Source organism: Rahnella sp. BIGb0236, assembly GCF_004364755.1.
Lineage (GTDB): Bacteria > Pseudomonadota > Gammaproteobacteria > Enterobacterales > Enterobacteriaceae > Rahnella > Rahnella victoriana.
The window spans coordinates 83299-100532 of record NZ_SOAO01000002.1; the positions used below are offsets into that span (position 1 = coordinate 83299).

The 17234-nt window shown below is 54.8% G+C and carries 21 protein-coding genes and 1 pseudogene; 15 read left to right on the plus strand and 7 right to left on the minus strand.

Annotated features, from left to right (window positions below):
• Nucleotides 1-3: 3 nt before the first annotated feature.
• The 12 genes and pseudogenes from EDF78_RS03775 to EDF78_RS03830 all read left to right on the plus strand — a co-directional run bounded on the left by EDF78_RS03775 (nt 4) and on the right by EDF78_RS03830 (nt 10309).
• The gene (locus EDF78_RS03775) at nt 4-912 is read left to right on the plus strand and encodes a baseplate assembly protein (RefSeq protein ID WP_133822609.1); all 909 of its coding nucleotides are present in this window, start codon (nt 4-6) and stop codon (nt 910-912) included.
• The gene (locus tag EDF78_RS03780; protein WP_133822610.1) at nt 905-1432 is read left to right on the plus strand and encodes a phage tail protein I; all 528 of its coding nucleotides are present in this window, start codon (nt 905-907) and stop codon (nt 1430-1432) included. Before EDF78_RS03775 ends, EDF78_RS03780 begins: the two co-directional genes overlap by 8 nt.
• Before the next feature lie 14 nt (nt 1433-1446).
• A pseudogene (locus EDF78_RS03785) lies at nt 1447-2061 on the plus strand (phage tail protein); the annotation flags it as partial.
• Between the two features lie 108 nt (nt 2062-2169).
• Entirely contained in the window at nt 2170-3489 is a 1320-nt protein-coding gene (locus EDF78_RS25730) for a hypothetical protein (protein WP_347876870.1), read from the plus strand.
• Nucleotides 3490-3915: a tail fiber assembly protein gene (locus EDF78_RS03795; RefSeq protein ID WP_133822611.1), complete on the plus strand. Its 426-nt coding sequence runs from the start codon at nt 3490-3492 to the stop codon at nt 3913-3915.
• Between the two features lie 142 nt (nt 3916-4057).
• Complete coding sequence (locus EDF78_RS03800; protein ID WP_133822612.1) at nt 4058-5227, plus strand: phage tail sheath protein; 1170 nt, start codon at nt 4058-4060, stop codon at nt 5225-5227.
• A gap of 13 nt (nt 5228-5240) precedes the next feature.
• A complete protein-coding gene (locus tag EDF78_RS03805) occupies nt 5241-5750 on the plus strand; it encodes a phage major tail tube protein (RefSeq protein ID WP_119826403.1) in 510 nt (169 codons plus the stop codon).
• A gap of 57 nt (nt 5751-5807) precedes the next feature.
• Nucleotides 5808-6089: a phage tail assembly protein gene (locus tag EDF78_RS03810; protein ID WP_131694612.1), complete on the plus strand. Its 282-nt coding sequence runs from the start codon at nt 5808-5810 to the stop codon at nt 6087-6089.
• 32 nt (nt 6090-6121) lie between these two features.
• Nucleotides 6122-6244: a GpE family phage tail protein gene (locus EDF78_RS03815; RefSeq protein ID WP_112150974.1), complete on the plus strand. Its 123-nt coding sequence runs from the start codon at nt 6122-6124 to the stop codon at nt 6242-6244.
• Entirely contained in the window at nt 6237-8675 is a 2439-nt protein-coding gene (locus EDF78_RS03820) for a phage tail tape measure protein (protein ID WP_133822613.1), read from the plus strand. The genes EDF78_RS03815 and EDF78_RS03820 overlap by 8 nt, the downstream gene beginning before the upstream one ends.
• A gap of 12 nt (nt 8676-8687) precedes the next feature.
• Complete coding sequence (locus EDF78_RS03825) at nt 8688-9158, plus strand: phage tail protein (protein ID WP_133822614.1); 471 nt, start codon at nt 8688-8690, stop codon at nt 9156-9158.
• On the plus strand, nt 9155-10309 hold the full coding sequence (locus EDF78_RS03830) for a phage late control D family protein (RefSeq protein WP_133822615.1): 1155 nt from the start codon (nt 9155-9157) through the stop codon (nt 10307-10309). Before EDF78_RS03825 ends, EDF78_RS03830 begins: the two co-directional genes overlap by 4 nt.
• Before the next feature lie 15 nt (nt 10310-10324).
• On the opposite strand, the gene fos is transcribed toward EDF78_RS03830, so the two are convergent.
• On the minus strand, nt 10325-10726 hold the full coding sequence (gene fos / locus EDF78_RS03835) for a fosfomycin resistance glutathione transferase (protein WP_131694454.1): 402 nt from the start codon (nt 10724-10726) through the stop codon (nt 10325-10327).
• 141 nt (nt 10727-10867) lie between these two features.
• Here fos and EDF78_RS03840 point away from each other — a divergent pair, with 141 nt between their 5' ends.
• A complete protein-coding gene (locus tag EDF78_RS03840) occupies nt 10868-11089 on the plus strand; it encodes a DNA-binding transcriptional regulator (RefSeq protein ID WP_014341711.1) in 222 nt (73 codons plus the stop codon).
• 41 nt (nt 11090-11130) lie between these two features.
• Here EDF78_RS03840 and EDF78_RS03845 read toward each other — a convergent pair whose 3' ends face one another.
• Nucleotides 11131-11499, minus strand: a complete 369-nt coding sequence (locus EDF78_RS03845) for a hypothetical protein (protein ID WP_229920949.1) — start codon at nt 11497-11499, stop codon at nt 11131-11133.
• Between the two features lie 206 nt (nt 11500-11705).
• Between EDF78_RS03845 and EDF78_RS03850 the strand changes: the two genes are divergently transcribed.
• A complete protein-coding gene (locus EDF78_RS03850; RefSeq protein WP_133822616.1) occupies nt 11706-12761 on the plus strand; it encodes a tyrosine-type recombinase/integrase in 1056 nt (351 codons plus the stop codon).
• A 314-nt stretch (nt 12762-13075) separates the two neighbouring features.
• Here the strand turns inward: EDF78_RS03850 and EDF78_RS03855 are convergent, their stop codons facing one another.
• The 4 genes from EDF78_RS03855 to ftnA all read right to left on the minus strand — a co-directional run bounded on the left by EDF78_RS03855 (nt 13076) and on the right by ftnA (nt 15381).
• The gene (locus EDF78_RS03855; protein WP_095921404.1) at nt 13076-13411 is read right to left on the minus strand and encodes a YebY family protein; all 336 of its coding nucleotides are present in this window, start codon (nt 13409-13411) and stop codon (nt 13076-13078) included.
• A 50-nt stretch (nt 13412-13461) separates the two neighbouring features.
• A complete protein-coding gene (copD, locus tag EDF78_RS03860; RefSeq protein WP_133822617.1) occupies nt 13462-14346 on the minus strand; it encodes a copper homeostasis membrane protein CopD in 885 nt (294 codons plus the stop codon).
• Nucleotides 14347-14349: 3 nt separating this feature from the next.
• The gene (gene copC / locus EDF78_RS03865; RefSeq protein ID WP_243839422.1) at nt 14350-14700 is read right to left on the minus strand and encodes a copper homeostasis periplasmic binding protein CopC; all 351 of its coding nucleotides are present in this window, start codon (nt 14698-14700) and stop codon (nt 14350-14352) included.
• Nucleotides 14701-14874: 174 nt separating this feature from the next.
• Nucleotides 14875-15381, minus strand: coding sequence for a non-heme ferritin (gene ftnA / locus EDF78_RS03870; RefSeq protein WP_095921401.1), 507 nt, complete (start codon nt 15379-15381; stop codon nt 14875-14877).
• A 407-nt stretch (nt 15382-15788) separates the two neighbouring features.
• Between ftnA and EDF78_RS03875 the strand changes: the two genes are divergently transcribed.
• On the plus strand, nt 15789-16019 hold the full coding sequence (locus EDF78_RS03875; RefSeq protein ID WP_013576177.1) for a DNA polymerase III subunit theta: 231 nt from the start codon (nt 15789-15791) through the stop codon (nt 16017-16019).
• A 19-nt stretch (nt 16020-16038) separates the two neighbouring features.
• Here EDF78_RS03875 and pip read toward each other — a convergent pair whose 3' ends face one another.
• On the minus strand, nt 16039-16995 hold the full coding sequence (gene pip, locus EDF78_RS03880) for a prolyl aminopeptidase (protein ID WP_095921400.1): 957 nt from the start codon (nt 16993-16995) through the stop codon (nt 16039-16041).
• Nucleotides 16996-17234: the final 239 nt, after the last annotated feature.

A 17234-nucleotide genomic window follows, 5' to 3' on the forward strand; every position in this document is an offset into this window, starting at 1 on the left:
CTTATGGCAACGATTGATCTCAGCCAGTTACCCGCCCCCGACGTGGTGGAGGTGCTGGATTATGAAATTCTGCTGGCGGAGCGCAAAGCCACGTTGGTATCGCTTTACCCCGAAGACCAGCAGGCCGCCATCGCCCGCACGCTGACGCTGGAGTCCGAGCCGATTGTGAAGCTGCTGGAGGAAAACGCCTACCGCGAAGTGATCCTGCGTCAGCGGGTTAACGAGGCGGCGCAGGCCGTGATGCTGGCCTACGCCACCGGCGCAGACCTGGACAACATCGCGGCGACGTTCAGCGTGGAACGCCTGACCATCACGCCTGCGGATACCGCCAGCGTGCCCGCCGTGGCGGCGGTGATGGAAAGCGACGCCGATTTTCGTATCCGCGCACAGCAGGCGTTTGAAGGGCTGAGCGTGGCGGGTCCGGTCGGCGCGTATGAGTATCACGGACGCTCTGCCGACGGGCGCGTGGCGGACATTTCGGTGATCAGTCCGTCTCCCGCCTGCGTCACTATTTCCGTGCTGGCACAGACCGGCAACGGCACCGCCCCCGCCGACCTGCTGGCGAAAGTGCAGGCCGCGCTCAACGATGAAAACGTGCGCCCCGTGGCTGACCGCGTGACCGTCCAGTCAGCCACCGTCGTGAATTACACCATTGATGCCGTGCTGTATCTGTTCCCTGGTCCTGAAGCCGAACCCATCCGCGAAGCCGCCGAGGCGAAGCTTATCGCCTACACCACCGCGCAGCACCGTTTAGGCCGCGACATCCGGCTGTCCGCTATTTACGCCGCGCTGCACGTTGAGGGCGTCCAGCGCGTGGAGCTGAAAAGCCCTAAGGCCGACATCGAGCTGGATAAAACCCAGGCATCATTCTGCACCGCCTATACCCTGGCGGTGGGCGGTTACGATGAGTGATCGCCTGCTGCCCGCCGGTTCCTCGGCGCTGGAAGTCGCCGCCGCCGACGCCTGCGCCGCGCTTGAGGGCGTGCCGGTGCCGCTGCGGCAGCTTTGGGATCCGCAGACCTGTCCGGCAAAGTTTTTGCCTTATCTGGCGTGGGCGCTGTCGGTTGACCGCTGGGATGAAAGCTGGCCTATCGCCACCAAGCGTCGCGTGATCCAGTCGGCCTGGTTCATTCACTGCCATAAGGGCACGGTGGGCGCTATACGCCGCGTGGTGGAGCCGCTCGGCTATCTGATTAACGTGACCGAATGGTGGGAAACCGGCGACGAACCCGGCACGTTTCGCCTGGATATCGGCGTGCTGGAAACCGGCATCACCGAAGAAATGTATCTGGAGATGGAACGGCTCATTGCGGATGCGAAACCGGCCAGCCGCCACCTTGAGACGCTGACCATCATTCAGGATATCCCCGGTTATATCTTCACCGGCGCTCTCTCTTATGACGGTGACATTATTACCGTCTATCCGGCCTAATCTGAGGAACATTCATGGCAACGTATAAAGCATTGCTGACCACCGCAGGCGCGGCCAAAATTGCCGCCGCCACGGCAGGCGGAACGCAGGTCAAAATCACACAGATGGGGGTAGGGGATGGCGGCGGAAAGCTGCCAACACCGGACGCCAAATAAACCAAGCTGATTAACGAGTGTTATCGCGCCAATCTCAACCGGCTAAGCATCGATGCCAAAAACAGTAATTATCTGGTGGCTGAGCTGGTGATACAGCCGGAAGTCGGCGGTTTCTGGATGCGTGAAATGGGCTTGTATGACGCCAGCGGCGTACTGATTGCGGTCAGCAATATGGCCGAGAGTTACAAGCCTCAGTTAGCGGAAGGATCAGGTCGTTTGCAGACGCTGCGCATGGTGCTGGTTATCAGTGAAATTGACACCATTGAGCTGAGTATCGACGGCTCTACGGTGATGGCCACAAAGGATTATGTAGACGATGTGCTGTCTGCGCATGAAAAATCACGTAACCATCCTGACGGAACGCTGACCGCAAAAGGTTTCGTCCAGCTCAGCAGCTCGGTTACCAGCGACAGCGAAACGCTGGCGGCGACGCCCAAAGCCGTGAAGGCGGCGAATGATAATGCCAACGGGCGATTGCCGTCCGGCGGGACTGCCGTTGCTGCGAACAAGCTCGCGACCTTGCGTAAAATTGCCGGTGTGGCGTTTGACGGCACCGCGGATATCAGCATTCCGCCCGCGAACGTGGGCGCACTGCCTGCGGGCGGCACGGCAGTTGCTGCAACCAAACTCGCCACGGCGCGAAAAATTGCCGGTGTCGCCTTTGACGGCACGAAAGATATCGCCATCAGCGCCGCCAATGTAGACGGGTTGGGCAGCGCCGCAACAAAAGACGTGGGCACGGCAGCCGGAAATCTGATGGAAGTGGGTGCGTATGGTCTGGGCGGCAATGCAGTCGTTGCCACTGATGCGAATGCCATCGTTAAAAATGGATTTTATAAACTGACCCGGGAAGGCACACATGGACCGACTTATCAGGCGGCAGCAGAAATTATTCATATCCAGTTTGACGGAGCGTCTGCAAATCAGATTGGCTGGAACGCAGGTGTAGGCAACGGAACGATGTATCACCGAGCAAGAGCGGGTTCTGTTTTTGGTGAATGGATCCCCCTTCTTGACCAGAGCGGCGGCACACTTAAAGGAGATAACGCGCTGCTCGTTTTACAAAATTCAGCGGCGGCAGCGGATAAAAAAGCCCTCTATATCCGTGGGCTAAATTCCGATGGTGCCATGCGCTGGTACGTAGGAAATGGTTCCGCAGGCAATGATTCTGTGCAGTTGGCAAACTACGCCACCGGCGCACAGTTACAGCTCACGGATATGTGCACAATAAATAAGCCTCTTAAAGTCACAGGGAATTTTGACGCAACCGGTTCAGGTAACTTTCCGGGCGGTGTTGCGTCAGCGGCGGGTGTCACATTAAACAGCAGTGCGCTGGTAGGCATGTATTTTGGCGCTGATGCGGCCTCATTTACTAACGCCAACCTTTTGCTGAAAAGCTGGAATGGCATTGGTTTTTATAACACCTGTCCTACCAGCGGTATTCAGGGCATTACCGGTTATATCAATGTGCGCACAGGCAATATGGAAATGAAAAGCACCATTACGCCTGGTGATTACGCTAATTTCGACGCGCGTTTTTATACGAAAACTCTGGCTAATACCACCTTCACTAAAGTGGGCGTTGCTTACACCAAAGGTGAATCGGATGGCCGCTATAACCTGAAGAACACCGCCAGTCTGGGGGCGAATGGCTGGCATAAAGATCCGACGACTGGCCTTATCACCCAATGGGGAACTATCACGGCAAGCGGCGCAGGCTGGCAGACCGTGACCTTCCCGACGGCGTTCCCCTCAGCTTGTCTGAATGTTCAGGTGACGATGATTAACAGCTCTCAGGGGAAATTTGCAGATAACTACGGCACGGCGGGAAGTGTCACACGCACTAATTTCTTGTGCGGGCGAGATAATCAGGGTGCTTACTGGGAAGCGAAGGGGTATTGAATGAACTATTACTACAGCCCGTTAAATGGCGGGTTTTATATTGATACGCTGAAAGACGATTATGTCGCTTCCGACGATGGCTGGCCGGACGATGCCATTCAAATCAGTGACTCACTGTACTGTCAGTTAATTGAGGGACAGTCCGGCGGGAAAATTATTGCAGTGGGTGAAGACGGTGCGCCTTTACTGGTTGATAGGCCTTTGCCTACGGCAGCGGAGCTGATACTGGCCGCAGACAGCCAGCGAGAAATGCTGATGGCAGAAGCCAATGCCGCTGTGACACCGCTGCAAGACGCGGTTGATATTGGAGACGCCACCGACGCGGAAACGGCGTTACTTAATGCGTGGAAAAAATACCGCGTCGCACTGAACCGGCTGGATTTATCCGCTGCGCCGGATATCGACTGGCCTCAGATCCCCGCCTGATTACCCCTGACTATTGCCCCGCAAGGGGCTTTTTTGTCTCGGGCACCGCCCCGTTGTGCCATTCCTCAGACATCCCTCCCGCCGTGCCTGCGCGGACACAACACGCGATGATTGACCTCACCCCAATCACAGGAAAAACACCATGGCTGATTATCATCACGGTGTGCGCGTTGTTGAAATCAACGACGGCACCCGCGTTATCTCCACCGTTTCCACCGCCATCATCGGAATGGTTTGCACCGGCGAGGACGCCGACGCTGCCACGTTTCCGCTGGATACGCCGGTACTTATCACCAACGTGCTGACCGCCGCCGGTAAAGCCGGTAAGCAAGGCTCGCTGTATCCTTCCCTGATGGCCATTGCCAACCAGGCGAAACCCGTTGTTGTTGTCGTGCGCGTCGCGGAAGGCGAAACCGACGCGGAAACCACCTCCAACATCATCGGCGGCACCGATGCCACCGGCATGTATACCGGCATGAAAGCCCTGCTGTCGGCGCAAACTGAACTCGGCGTGAAGCCGCGCATTCTCGGCGTGCCGGGTCTGGATAATCTGGAAGTCGCCACGGCACTTGCCGCCGTCTGCCAGCAGTTGCGCGCCTTCGGCTATGTCAGCGCGTACGACTGTAAAACCGTGTCCGATGCCATCAAGTACCGCGACAATTTCAGCCAGCGTGAGCTGATGGTGGTCTGGCCGGATTTCGTGGCCTGGAACACCACCACGAACGCCAGCGACATCGCCCCCGCCACGGCTTACGCCCTCGGCCTGCGTGCCAAAATCGACGCGGATACCGGCTGGCATAAAACCCTTTCAAACGTCGGCATCAACGGCGTGACCGGCCTGTCTGCCAGCGTGTACTGGGATTTGCAAACCACCGGCACCGATGCCGACCTGCTGAACCAGGCGTGCGTCACCACCCTTATCCGTAAGGACGGCTTTAAGTTCTGGGGGCAGCGCACCTGCTCTGACGATCCGTTGTTCCTGTTTGAGAACTACACCCGCACCGCGCAGGTGCTGGCGGACACCATGGCCGAAGCGCACCTGTGGGCGATGGACAGGCCAATGACCCCGACACTTATCAAGGACATGATCGCGGGCATTAACGCCAAGCTGCGCGAAATGAAGACTGCCGGTCTGATCATTGATGGCACCTGCTGGTATGACCCCGAAGCCAATACCGTTGACACCCTGAAAGCGGGCAAGCTGTTCATTGATTACGACTATACGCCGGTGCCGCCGCTGGAAGATTTAACCCTGCGTCAGCGCATCACCGATCAGTATCTGGCGACGTTCGCCACCTCCGTTAACAGCTAAGAGGCGCTAAAACATGGCACTGCCTAAAAAACTTAAATACCTGAACCTGTTTAACGACGGGAACAGCTATCTCGGCATGGTCAGCGGGCTGACGCTGCCAAAACTGACCCGCAAGCTGGAGAACTATCGCGGCGGCGGCATGACCGGTTCCGCCTCCATTGATTTTGGCCTGGACGACGACGCGCTGACCTTTGAGTGGACGGTGGGCGGGCTGGATGAACTGGTGCTGAAACAGTGGGGGGCAGTGGATGCCGTGCCGCTGCGCTTTGCCGGTTCCTTCCAGCGTGACGACACCGGCGAAATCTCCGCCGTGGAAGTCACCCTGCGCGGCCGCCACAAGGAAATGGATTTCGGCGAGTACAAACAAGGTGAGGACACGGAAACCAAAATCACCACCCAGTGCACCTATTTCAAACTCACGATTGACGGTAAGGACGTGATTGAGGTCGATACGGTGAACATGGTGGAAATCGTCGGCGGCGTTGACCGCGTGGCGGAACACCGCAAAAACATCGGCCTGTAACCCTTAACTGCGCCGGATTCCGGCGCAAAACCTCACCTTTGAATAAGAGACACCGCTATGTCAGAACACAATGAAAACATCGTTATCCTGGAAGAACCGATCAAGCGCGGCGACACCCTGATCACTCAGATTGAAATCATCAAACCGAATGCCGGTCATCTGCGCGGAATTGGCCTGGCGGCGCTGGCGAATGCCGACGTTGACGCGCTGACCGTGATCCTGCCGCGTATCACCGTGCCGAACCTCACCGCCCAGGACTGCAAAAGCCTGAACCTGCCTGACCTGATTGCGATGGCCGGTAAGGTGATCGGTTTTTTATCGCCGAAGTCGGAACAGTAAACATTCCTGCGGCACTGACCGTTGATGACCTGATGGCGGATGTCGCAGTGATCTTTCACTGGCCGCCGTCAGAACTGAACCCGATGACGCTGACCGAGCTGCTGGTGTGGCGTCATAAGGCCATGCAGCGCAGCGGAGCCACCGACAGTGAGTAACTTAAAAGTAGAGGTGCTGTTAAAGGCGGTTGACCAGGCGACCCGCCCGTTTAAAGCAGTGCAGAACGCCAGTAAGGCGCTGGCCGGAGAGATTAAAACCTCACAGACCAGCCTCAGAGACCTGAACGCGCAGGCCGGGAAAATTGACGGCTTCCGTAAATCCAGCGCACAGCTTGCCGTCACCGGTCAAAAACTCAAAGACGCCAAAGCGGAAGCGGCGGCGCTGGCGATCCAGTTTAAAAACACCGCCAGTCCGACCCGTGCACAGGCGCAGGCCATGGAGTCCGCGAAGCGTACCGCCGCGCAGTTGCAGACCCAGTTCAACGGGTTGCGCCAATCGGTGCAGCGTCAGCGCACGGAACTCAGCCAGGCGGGCATCAGCACGCGCACGCTGTCTGACTCTGAGCGTCGCCTGAAAACCTCCATCAGTGAAACCACCACGCAGCTCAACCGGCAGCGTGAATCCCTGGCACGCGTCAGCGCGCAGCAGGCCAAACTCAACGCGGTGAAAGGCCGGTATCAGGCCGGTAAACAACTGGCGGGCAGCGTCACCGGCGCAGGTGCCGCCGGTGTCGGGATTGCGACGGCGGGCACGGTGGCCGGTGTCGGTATGCTCAAACCGGGTTTTGACTTTGCGCTGAAAAACTCCGAGTTGCAGGCGACGCTCGGCCTGGCGAAAGACTCCGCCGATATGGCTGCTTTGCGCACCCAGGCGCGGCAGCTCGGTGACAACACCGCCGCGTCTGCCGATGATGCCGCCGCCGCGCAGATCATCGTCGCCAAATCCGGCGCGGACAAGGACGGCATTCTGGCGGCGACGCCGACCATCCTGAATCTGTCCCTGGCGAACAAGCGCACCATGGAGGAGAACGCCACGCTGCTGATGGGCGTGAAATCCGCGTTCGGCATGACCAATGACACCGTGTCACACATTGGCGACGTGCTTTCAACGGCCATGAATAAGTCGGCAGCCACCTTTGAAGGGTTGTCAGACACCATGACCTACGCCGCGCCGGTGGCGAAACAGGCCGGTATCAGCGTCGAAGAAACCGCCGCGATGGCCGCCGCCCTGGCGGATGCCAAAATCACCGGCTCGATGGCGGGCACCGGCGCGCGAGCGGTCATTACCCGTTTGCAGGCACCGACGGGCACCGCGGCCGCCGCGCTCGGTGAACTGAAAGTGAAAACGGCGGACAGCAAAGGCAACATGCGCCCGCTGTTTACCATTCTGAAAGAAATGCAAAAGAGCTTTGAGAGAAACAAGCTCGGCGATGCGCAGCAGGCGCAATACATGAAAGCCGTCTTTGGTGAAGAAGCCAGCTCGGCGGCGATGGTGCTGATGGATGGGGCAACGTCGGGCAAGCTCGACAAGCTTACCCAGGCATTCAAAACCTCGGACGGTAAAACTGAGGCGCTGGTGGCGGTGATGCAGGACAACCTCGGCGGCGACTTTAAGGAATTTCAGTCAGCCTATGAGGCGGTCGGGACTGACCTGTTCGACCAGCAGGATTCGTCACTGCGCAAACTGGTGCAGACCGCCACCGGCTACGTGCTGAAACTGGATAAGTGGATTGTGAACAATAAAGCCCTGGCGACAACGCTGGGCAAGATTGCGGGCGGTGCGCTGCTGATTATCGGCGCGCTCGGCGTGTTTGGTCTGGTGGCGGGTCCGGTTATCAGCGGTATCAATCTGATCGTTGCCGCCGCCGGTATGCTCTGGACAATCCTCGGCACGGTCGGCAGTGCCATTATCACGGTGATCGGCGGACTCACCTGGCCGGTGGTTGCCGTCGCGGCGGCCATCGTCGCCGGTGCGCTGATTATCCGCAAATACTGGGAGCCGATCAGCGCCTTCTTTGCCGGTGTGATTGAAGGGCTGGGGATTGCGTTCGCGCCGGTCAAAGAGTTGTTTTCCCCGCTCAAGCCGGTGTTTGACTGGCTCAGCGATAAACTGAAAATGCTCTGGCAGTGGTTCAAAGACCTGATCGAACCGGTGAAATCCACACAGGACACGCTCAATAGCTGCAAAGACACCGGCGTAATGTTCGGGCAGGCCATCGCCAACGCGCTGACCGCGCCGTTACAGGCGTTCAACAAACTGCGTTCGGGTGTGGACTGGCTGCTGGAGAAGCTCGGCATCATCAAGGATGAATCGGCGGATCTTGATAAGAACGCCAGCAAAGCGCATAACGCTGCCGCTGCGGGACAGGATCCGCTGACGCTGCCGCCAGGTAATGCCCTCGGCGGGGCATATGTGCCGGTGTCCGCCGGTGGCGGCAGCAGTTATGTTGACCGCAGCACGCACACCTACCAGATTTCAGCGGGGAATGCCCTGGGCGGTGCGGATGCCAGCAAACAGATCCGTGCCGAACTGGAAGCCCGTGACCGCGCCCGCGCTGCACAACAACGTTCCCGCATGGATAACGATTAAGGAGATGTCCGCATGATGTTAACGCTCGGGCTGTTTGTGTTTCAGTTGCAGACCGTCCCTTATCAAAGCTTGCAGCGCGACGTGGATTACCGCTGGCCTGCAAACAACCGCGTCGGCCTGCGTCCGCTGCCGCAGTTCCTCGGCGTGAATGAGGAGAAAATTACCCTGTCCGGTGTGCTGATGCCGGAAATCACCGGCGGACGGCTTTCCCTGATGGCACTGAACCTGATGGCTGACGAGGGCAAGGCGTGGCCTCTGCTGGAAGGCAGCGGCACCATTTACGGGATGTTCGTGGTGAACAGCGTCAGCGAAACCCACACGGAACATTTTTCCAACGGTGCCGCCCGCCGGATTGAATTTACGCTGACGCTGACCCGCGTGGATGAATCCCAGGCGGCGATGTTCGGCGACATGAAAGCGCAGGCCGACGGGCTGCTGGATCAGGCCGGTGGTTTAACCGGTCAGTTGAGAGGTCTGCTGTGATTACGGATATGACCATCGGCGCCGGTGCGCTGTTTGCGCCGGATTTTACGGTGACCGTCAGCGGGAAGGACATCACGCAGGACGTCAGCAACCGGCTGATCTCGCTGACGCTCACGGACAACCGTGGCTTTGAGGCTGACCAGCTCGACATCGAGCTGAGCGACACCGACGGCCTGCTGGGGATGCCGCCACGCGGCGCGGTGGTCAATATCGCGCTCGGCTGGAAAGGTCAGGCACTGACGAACAAAGGCGACTTTACCGTGGATGAGGTGGAGCATCGCGGCACGCCGGACACGCTGACCATTCGCGCCCGCAGCGCGGACTATCGCGGCAGCCTGAATTCCCGCCGCGACAACTCCTATCACGACACGACGCTGGAAGCGGTGGTGTCGGCAGTCGCGGCGCGCAACAACCTCAAGCCCGCGGTTGCAGAACCTTTCAGGGGCGTGCAGGTGTCGCACATCGACCAGACCCAGGAAACCGACGCGAAATTTATCACCCGTCTGGCGGAGCTGAACGGCGCGGTGGTTGCCATTAAGGCGGGTAATCTGCTGTTTATCAAACCAGGCGCGGCAAAGACGGCCAGCGGAAAGCCTATCCCGCAGATGACCATTGTGCGCAGCGACGGCGACGGGCACACGTTCAATATTGCTGACCGAGGAGCCTATACCGGCGTATCGGCAAGCTGGTTGCATACCAAAGACCCGAAGCCGAAAAAGGTGAAGGTTCAGCGGAAAAAGAAAGTGCAGTACCTGCGCGCCCTGCAACATCCGAAGGCAAAGAAAACCAGCGCGAAGGTGCAGAAAACGCCGGAGGCGAAGGAAGGGGATTACCTGGCGGGCAGTGATGAAAACGTGTTTAACCTCACCACCATCTACGCCACGCAAAAGGCTGCCATGCGGGCAGCCCAGGCGAAGTGGGACAAACTCCAGCGCGGTGTCGCGGAGTTCTCGATCTCCCTGGCTCGCGGACGGGCTGACTTATTCCCGGAGACGCCGGTGGCGGTATCGGGCTTTAAATCCGTGATCGACGCGCAGCCCTGGATAATCAGCAAGGTGACGCACAGTCTGGGCGGCAGCGGATTTGTGACGACGTTGAATCTGGAGGTGTTGCTGTCAGATGTGAGTTATGAGGCGACGGAAAACAGCTAACCTGAGCCACTCACATCAGAAGAATTCCATTTCATCGTATGGGCTTTCTTTGCAGGAACGGAGCCGGCTTTCAAGATCACCACAATGAACTTCTAACTGATGGCCATCCGGATCGAGAAAGTAAATTGACTCCCCTTCACTCTTATCATTTTTCCACTCGACAACACCGGCATGCCGTATTTTCTCTCGAAATGACGGCATGTCGGCTGATTCGATAGTAAAGGCGTAATGAGTGTAATCCGTCTTGGGGTCAATGGAAGTGTCTAAGGATAAACATAACCACAGGTCACCAAGTGACAGGTAAGCCCCTCTCGCCCATTTAGCCCGAGGCATAAAACCAAGAACATCTACATAGAAACTAAAACTGCGCGGTAAATGACTGACCGCGAGAGTGAGGTGATTCAATCCGGATAGCATAACTCCCCCTTTTGATTTGATTGAGTTCTCTTGAATTACCAAGATTTTGAAGAGTGTAAATCACTGTAATTTAAGATGTATGCTGAACGCGATAACATACAATGACCGCATCTGATTAAAAATGATTACATGGTGATTATTATGATGCACTGCCCGAAATGCCAGCACGCAGCACACGCCCGTTCCAGCCGTTATCTGAGCCTTAACACCAAAGAACGTTATCACCAGTGTCAGAATATTAATTGCAGTTGCACGTTTAAAACCCATGAGTCTATTGCTGACATTATTGTTGAACCCGGCACCGTTCATGCTGTTCAGTTGCATCCGGATAAACATCAGCAACAATCTTTGCAGATGCATTAAAACAAGAAACCCGCCAATGGCGGGTTTCTTGACATTCATGATCACCAACTAAGTTGCTCACCGCTGGCTTTCAGATTTTGTTTGTACATCATATCCAGAGTCGCGTAAGTGCACATATTAACCGCACCTTCACAATAATCCCCAATAACCCTATCTAATATTTCTTTATTTTTGGCTTTGGTCAGATTTTTAAAAGCGGCCAGATTTTGCTTTTCCATCATACGAAGCGTTGTTGGTTGGCACATCTTAACGGCACCATCACAGTAATCAGCCTTCACCCTCGCCTTGATGTATTCAATTACTTCTTGTTTTTGCGCTTCGGAACCATCGAATTCCATAGGGTTGACAAATGCAGCACTCACGGCAAACGGAAGCACTAAAGCAGCAAATCCCAGAACAAACTTCATCATTAAGTCCTTATAGTGAAAGCAAACTGTTAAGACTAATTTTAACAACCTGACATTAAAATTTCACCGTTTCCGCCGAAACCTTTCCAAAGATATTTGCTTAGACAAACCAATCGGTTGCTAACCTTGCATGTATACGACTGACTAAATCAAACATTTACACTGTTTTTATATACAGTAATATTCACATTCTCAAAAAGGAGGATGTGATGAGTGTAAGAAAGCTGTCTACCGGTAAATGGTTATGTGAGTGCTACCCGAACGGGAGTGGAGGTAAGCGATGCCGCAGGCAGTTTGATACCAAAGGTGAAGCCGTTGCCTTTGAAACTTACACCATGGATCAGGCAAAGAACAAACCGTGGCTGGGCGAGAAGGAAGACCGGCGGAAGCTGAGCGAGCTGGTCGATCTCTGGTACAGCCTGCACGGCTGCTCTCTGAATGATAAAAAGGGACGGCTGGGCAAACTGAAGATTATCAGCGCGGGAATGGGTGACCCGATAGCCAGTACAATCACGCCGAGAGACTGGGCGCATTATCGCGATCAGCGGCTGCGCGGTGAGATTGATAACGGCTACAGTACCAGTCTGGCGACCCGAAAAGTTTCAACCGGCACGGTGAACTGTGAGCACGCTTTTCTGAGGGCAGTGTTCAACGAGCTGAAGCGCCTGGGGGAATGGTCGCTGCCAAACCCTCTCGAGAATATCCGCGAGTTTGATCAGCCGGAACGCGAAATGGCATGGCTGAGCCAGGAACAAATTCTGCGGCTCATGGCGGCCTGTGAAGAGCATGGGAATGATGAATTAACGCTGATCGTTAAACTCTGTCTTTCGACCGGCGCACGCTGGAATGAGGCCGCCAAAATCAAAAGCTCGCAGCTCTCCCCTTACAAACTCACCTTCATCAATACCAAAGGTAAAAAGAACCGCACCGTTCCCCTCGCCCGCCCCCTCTATGATGAACTGATCGCCCGTAAAGGCGCGCCCTTCTCACCCTGCTATAAGCAGTTTTATCGAGTGATCAGGCTGGCCGGCATCGAACTGCCGGAAGGTCAGATGACGCACGTTCTGCGGCATACGTTCGCCAGCCATTTCATGATGGCCGGTGGCAACATCATCGTGCTGCAACGCATCCTCGGGCACTCAGATATCCGCGTCACGATGCGTTACGCACACTTCGCTCCCGATCACCTGGAAGACGCTATTTACATGAATCCGCTGGCTCAAATCAGTGGCGATAAAATGGCGATGGAGAATCCAAATGAGTAACATTGAGGGTAAGTGAGAATAGCCTAAGTGATTGTTTTTATTATAAGTGGTTGATTTTAAAAACAGTCAAAAAAAAGACCGAATACGATTCCTATATTCGGTCTAGGGAAATGGCTCTTGGGAGAGAGCCGTGCGCTAAAAGTTGGCATTAATGCAGGCGGTTAAGCCGTACAACTTAAAGAGTAGACGACGCATGACTAATTTCCACCCAGTTTGAAACATAGTGATAATAACAATGATGTATTATTTTCATTGTGTGACAACATACGCAAAACATGGGATTAACATCAGTCATTTATCGTCTGCACGGCGACTCAACAGAGCGACTGCGCTTTGGCAATAAATGGCGCGAGACTCATTTTTTGTCCCGGATTCTGCGGATCATCCAGCCAGATTTTCTCCAGCGGCACGGCCTGAACCTGATGGTTTTTGACCTGCTCTCTGGCGACGTCATTAAGAGGATATTGCGCCAGCGTGCTGTCGTTGATCACATACAGCGCATTACCGGGACGGCATTGCAGCATGACTTCTTCGCGGGTAAAGGCCCAGGCTTTGCCGTATTGCAAACGGCTGATCGTCTCAAGCTGGGGCGCCGCAAAGCTGCTGGCCGATAAGGTCAGCAACACGCAGGCAAGCAGTGTTTTCCTCATGATTTTTCCTCGATGGTATTAAATTCTTGATACTTGTTCAGATGATCCGTTCAGCGCGGCGCCAGTGTGGCGAATACACTCACCAGCAGTAAAACGCCCAGCGCCAGCCCCCATTCGAGCCAGGTCATCATGATAAAAGCGTGTTGCGCACGGTCGGGATCTTTTCCCATTAACGGCACCAGCCGGTAGCGGTTAAACACCGCCACCGCTGCCATCATCCCCACCATGACCCCTTTGATCACCAGAAGGCACTGGTAAAGGGACGTCATATCCGTCGGCCAGCGCTGCAAAATAATGGCCGTGTTGATGATACCGGTGAGGATCACCAGCGCAACGGCGGCGTGTCCCCAGACTGAAAAACGAATCAGTGTGGCAATCGCATACGGCCGCAAAGCGGGCTGTCGGGTATATGCCATGCAGGTCAGTAACGGCAGCAGGCATCCGAACCAGTACGCTGCGCTGAGCAAATGCACGACATGATTGGTCCGCTGTATTAACCCGAGCGTCCCTTCATGCATCGCGGCGTGGCCGATCAGCGCCTGACTCATCAGTAAACCGAGCGAGCACAGGAAAACCAGCAGGTTGCGCGCGGGCAGCCAGTCCATCAGCAGCGTCAGCAGCAGGACAGCTGTCAGCAACAAATGCCAGCGCCAGACGTCGCCAAAGGCGGTGGTTAATACCAGCAGCCACACATTCAGGTTCAGCGCATCACTCCAGCCGTTCCCCATCAGCGCGGCCTGAATCGCCAGCATACCGACTGAGGTCACCGCAGCGACCAGACCTGAGCAAATCATCAGTGTCTGGTTTTTTCGCAGCAAGATTGCCGAGAATCCCACGGGCGTCAGCAGCGAGCAAAACACACTCAGGCCGAAAATCTGCATCAGCGACGCAAAATGCACGAACCGGCACAACACAAATAACGCAGTCAGGCTCATGGCTTATTTAACGGTAAAGCTGTACTGACCGTGTGTTTTATGACCGTCAACAGAAACCACGCTCCAGGAAACCACATGTTTCCCGGCGCTCAGCGCATCGGACAGCGGCAGCACCGCCTGCGTATTGTCATTGGCGGCCAGCGTCATGTTGCCGGTTTTCACGGTTTTTTGCTGTGCATCCGTCAGGGTAATTTTACTGAAATTAGGCTCGATCCCTTCACTGAAACCCAGAGAAAGCTCGGTCGGGCTGACGGTCAGCACGGAATCCGCAGCCGGGGTTTCGGTTTTCAGATGGGCGTGAGCAGAGGCTTGTTGCGAGATAAATCCGCTCAGCAGAACGGCTGAGACTGCCAGGGCACGGCAAAGAGAAGTGGTTTTTTTGAACACGATATTTCCTTGGCTTGCTTGTTGATGAATTTACAACGCCGACACTTTAGCGCAAACGCGCTGAAAACGTTTGTCATAAAAACATAAAAAACGCAGAGGCCGAAGCACTCTGCGTTGTTTGCAAGCTCACACAACAGAAAATTAACCTGCCGGTGCTTGTGCGACCATGTTTTTCAGATCTTTATCGACGAAGAACAAGCCGTTACCGGTATTGCTGACCAGTGCCAGTTTATCGAGAACGGATTTGAACAACGTCTCTTCTTCATGCTGCTCGGCCACATACCACTGCAGGAAGTTGAAGGAGGAGTAATCTTTCAGCGTCATGGAGAGATCAGCCAGCTCGTTGATTTTCTGAGTGATCAGCTGTTCGTGTTCATAAGTCTGTTTAAACAGATCCGTCAGGGATTCGAAAGAAACCGGCGGAGCAGCAATCGCGCCCAGCAAAGGCAAAGCGCCGGTATCGCTGACGTATTTGAACAGGCGATGCATGTGGTCCATTTCTTCCATGGAGTGCTGTTTCAGGAAAGCAGCGGCACCTTCGTAGCCTTTATCGCTGCACCATGCACTCATCTGCAAATATAAATTGGCAGAATAAAACTCGAGGTTCAGCTGTTCGTTAAGCTGATCGATCATTTCTTTTTTAAGCATGGCACGGCTCCATAAATTAAATTAAGGCAGGTGGGCTGATTTATTTATCCGCATTATGCCCGCATCAACACAAAATAAACACACCCGATTCACATTAATATTCCTTGAAATAACAAATAATTTTAACATTATGATTTAAAACACTTTTTAAATACCACCAATATATATCAATGATAATCATTAACATGCAGGAGCATATTAAAAAGAATCATTCTTATTTAGAATATTCGTCAACATCATCTTGTTGAATATAATTATCACTTCGCATTTGGAAATAGTTCTTATTTACTCTTAATTACTTCTTCATTCTTCTCTGTTTCTGCATCTGGGCAAAAGTAAAAAGCGAACATTCACGCTGACGCCGGCCTCGGGTACAATGAGGCAAAACAGGTCATCGGGAAGCAGTAATGAGCATTAATCTGGCTGAAATCAGCAAAGAAGAAATGGATCGTATTAACGTCGATCTGGCCGCCTCAGCGGTCGCCTTTAAGGAACGCTACAACATGCCGGTTGTCGCTGAGATGGCAGAACGCGAACAGCCTGCGCATCTGCGCACCTATTTTCGTGAACGGGTGATGTTCTATCGCGGGGAATCACATAAGTTCTCCCGCCTGCCTTATGAGCCGAAGCAAAAGTAAGCGGGAGTCACCGGAAACGTCAGCGCCGGGTGGCGAAACGCTGATTGGTGCGGATCAGTTGATCGAGGATGCCGGGTTCGTCGAATGAGTGCCCCGCCCCTTCAATAATGTGCAGCTCGGCTTCCGGCCAGACCTGCGCCAGATCCCAGGCGTTTTGCACCTGACAGGCCATATCATAGCGACCATGAACAATGACCGCCGGAATATGGCGGATGCGTTCCACATTTTTCAGCAACTGGTCGTCTGTTTCCAGAAAGCCCATATGCGTAAAGTAGTGATTCTCGATGCGGGCAAACGCCAGCGCGAAATTGTCCTCACCAAAGGAGGCCGAACCTTCCGCAGGCAGAAGTGTGACGGTCTCCCCTTCCCACAGGCTCCAGATTTTCGCGGCCTCGAGCTGAACGGCACGATCATCCGACGTCAGGCGCGCACGATAAGCGGCGATCACGTCTTTACGTTCTTCCTCTGACAGAATCGACAAAATACGTTGCCATTTCTCCGGGAAAAAGCGCGATGCGCCATCCTGATAATACCAGGTCAGTTCCTGCTTACGCAGCGTGAAGATACCGCGCAGCACCAGTTCACTGACATGTTCCGGATGGGTTTCCGCGTAGGCCAGCGCCAGTGTTGACCCCCACGAACCCCCGAACACCAGCCATTTATCGACACCGGCCATTTTACGCAACCGCTCGATATCCTCGACCAGATGCCAGGTCGTGTTGTTATCAAGGCTGGCGTGCGGGATCGAACGTCCGCAGCCACGCTGATCAAACAACATGACGTCATAATCATTAGGATCAAACAACTGGCGGTGTACTGATGAACAGCCGCCGCCCGGCCCGCCGTGGAGGAATACTGCTGGCTTGCCTTCCGGATTTCCGCTGCGTTCCCAGTAAATTTGGTGACCGTCACCCGTATCAAGCATGCCGCTGGCATACGCTTCCCGGGGCGGATATAACCCTTTTAATTTTGGCATGACATTTCCTGTTCTATTCGGCCAGTGTATTGATAAACGTGCTTACATCTTAATAACAGCGCATTGGCCCACTTACAACAAGTGGTTATCACCAAAAACCGTTGTTTTGCATGCCGTTCGCATACTTATCGCGCAATTTGATTGCATCTCATGCCAGCCGGTGAAATGATACTCCTCTGTAAAGTATTGTGGGATACACGAAGGTGCTTGCAACTAACCTGAATTAAGCAGTAAATAGG

What these genes read in the sequence shown, in the direction of transcription:
- EDF78_RS03855 (WP_095921404.1), bottom strand. Translation starts at nt 13,411, where the DNA reads ATGAGGAAAACACTGCTTGCCTGCGTGTTGCTGACCTTATCGGCCAGC.
- EDF78_RS03780 (WP_133822610.1), top strand. Translation starts at nt 905, where the DNA reads ATGAGTGATCGCCTGCTGCCCGCCGGTTCCTCGGCGCTGGAAGTCGCC.
- EDF78_RS03850 (WP_133822616.1), top strand. Translation starts at nt 11,706, where the DNA reads ATGAGTGTAAGAAAGCTGTCTACCGGTAAATGGTTATGTGAGTGCTAC.
- EDF78_RS03810 (WP_131694612.1), top strand. Translation starts at nt 5,808, where the DNA reads ATGTCAGAACACAATGAAAACATCGTTATCCTGGAAGAACCGATCAAG.
- EDF78_RS03840 (WP_014341711.1), top strand. Translation starts at nt 10,868, where the DNA reads ATGATGCACTGCCCGAAATGCCAGCACGCAGCACACGCCCGTTCCAGC.
- pip (WP_095921400.1), bottom strand. Translation starts at nt 16,995, where the DNA reads ATGCCAAAATTAAAAGGGTTATATCCGCCCCGGGAAGCGTATGCCAGC.
- EDF78_RS03800 (WP_133822612.1), top strand. Translation starts at nt 4,058, where the DNA reads ATGGCTGATTATCATCACGGTGTGCGCGTTGTTGAAATCAACGACGGC.
- copD (WP_133822617.1), bottom strand. Translation starts at nt 14,346, where the DNA reads ATGAGCCTGACTGCGTTATTTGTGTTGTGCCGGTTCGTGCATTTTGCG.
- EDF78_RS03845 (WP_229920949.1), bottom strand. Translation starts at nt 11,499, where the DNA reads ATGATGAAGTTTGTTCTGGGATTTGCTGCTTTAGTGCTTCCGTTTGCC.
- ftnA (WP_095921401.1), bottom strand. Translation starts at nt 15,381, where the DNA reads ATGCTTAAAAAAGAAATGATCGATCAGCTTAACGAACAGCTGAACCTC.
- EDF78_RS03875 (WP_013576177.1), top strand. Translation starts at nt 15,789, where the DNA reads ATGAGCATTAATCTGGCTGAAATCAGCAAAGAAGAAATGGATCGTATT.
- EDF78_RS03775 (WP_133822609.1), top strand. Translation starts at nt 4, where the DNA reads ATGGCAACGATTGATCTCAGCCAGTTACCCGCCCCCGACGTGGTGGAG.
- EDF78_RS03795 (WP_133822611.1), top strand. Translation starts at nt 3,490, where the DNA reads ATGAACTATTACTACAGCCCGTTAAATGGCGGGTTTTATATTGATACG.
- fos (WP_131694454.1), bottom strand. Translation starts at nt 10,726, where the DNA reads ATGCTATCCGGATTGAATCACCTCACTCTCGCGGTCAGTCATTTACCG.
- EDF78_RS03805 (WP_119826403.1), top strand. Translation starts at nt 5,241, where the DNA reads ATGGCACTGCCTAAAAAACTTAAATACCTGAACCTGTTTAACGACGGG.
- EDF78_RS03815 (WP_112150974.1), top strand. Translation starts at nt 6,122, where the DNA reads ATGGCGGATGTCGCAGTGATCTTTCACTGGCCGCCGTCAGAACTGAAC.
- EDF78_RS03825 (WP_133822614.1), top strand. Translation starts at nt 8,688, where the DNA reads ATGATGTTAACGCTCGGGCTGTTTGTGTTTCAGTTGCAGACCGTCCCT.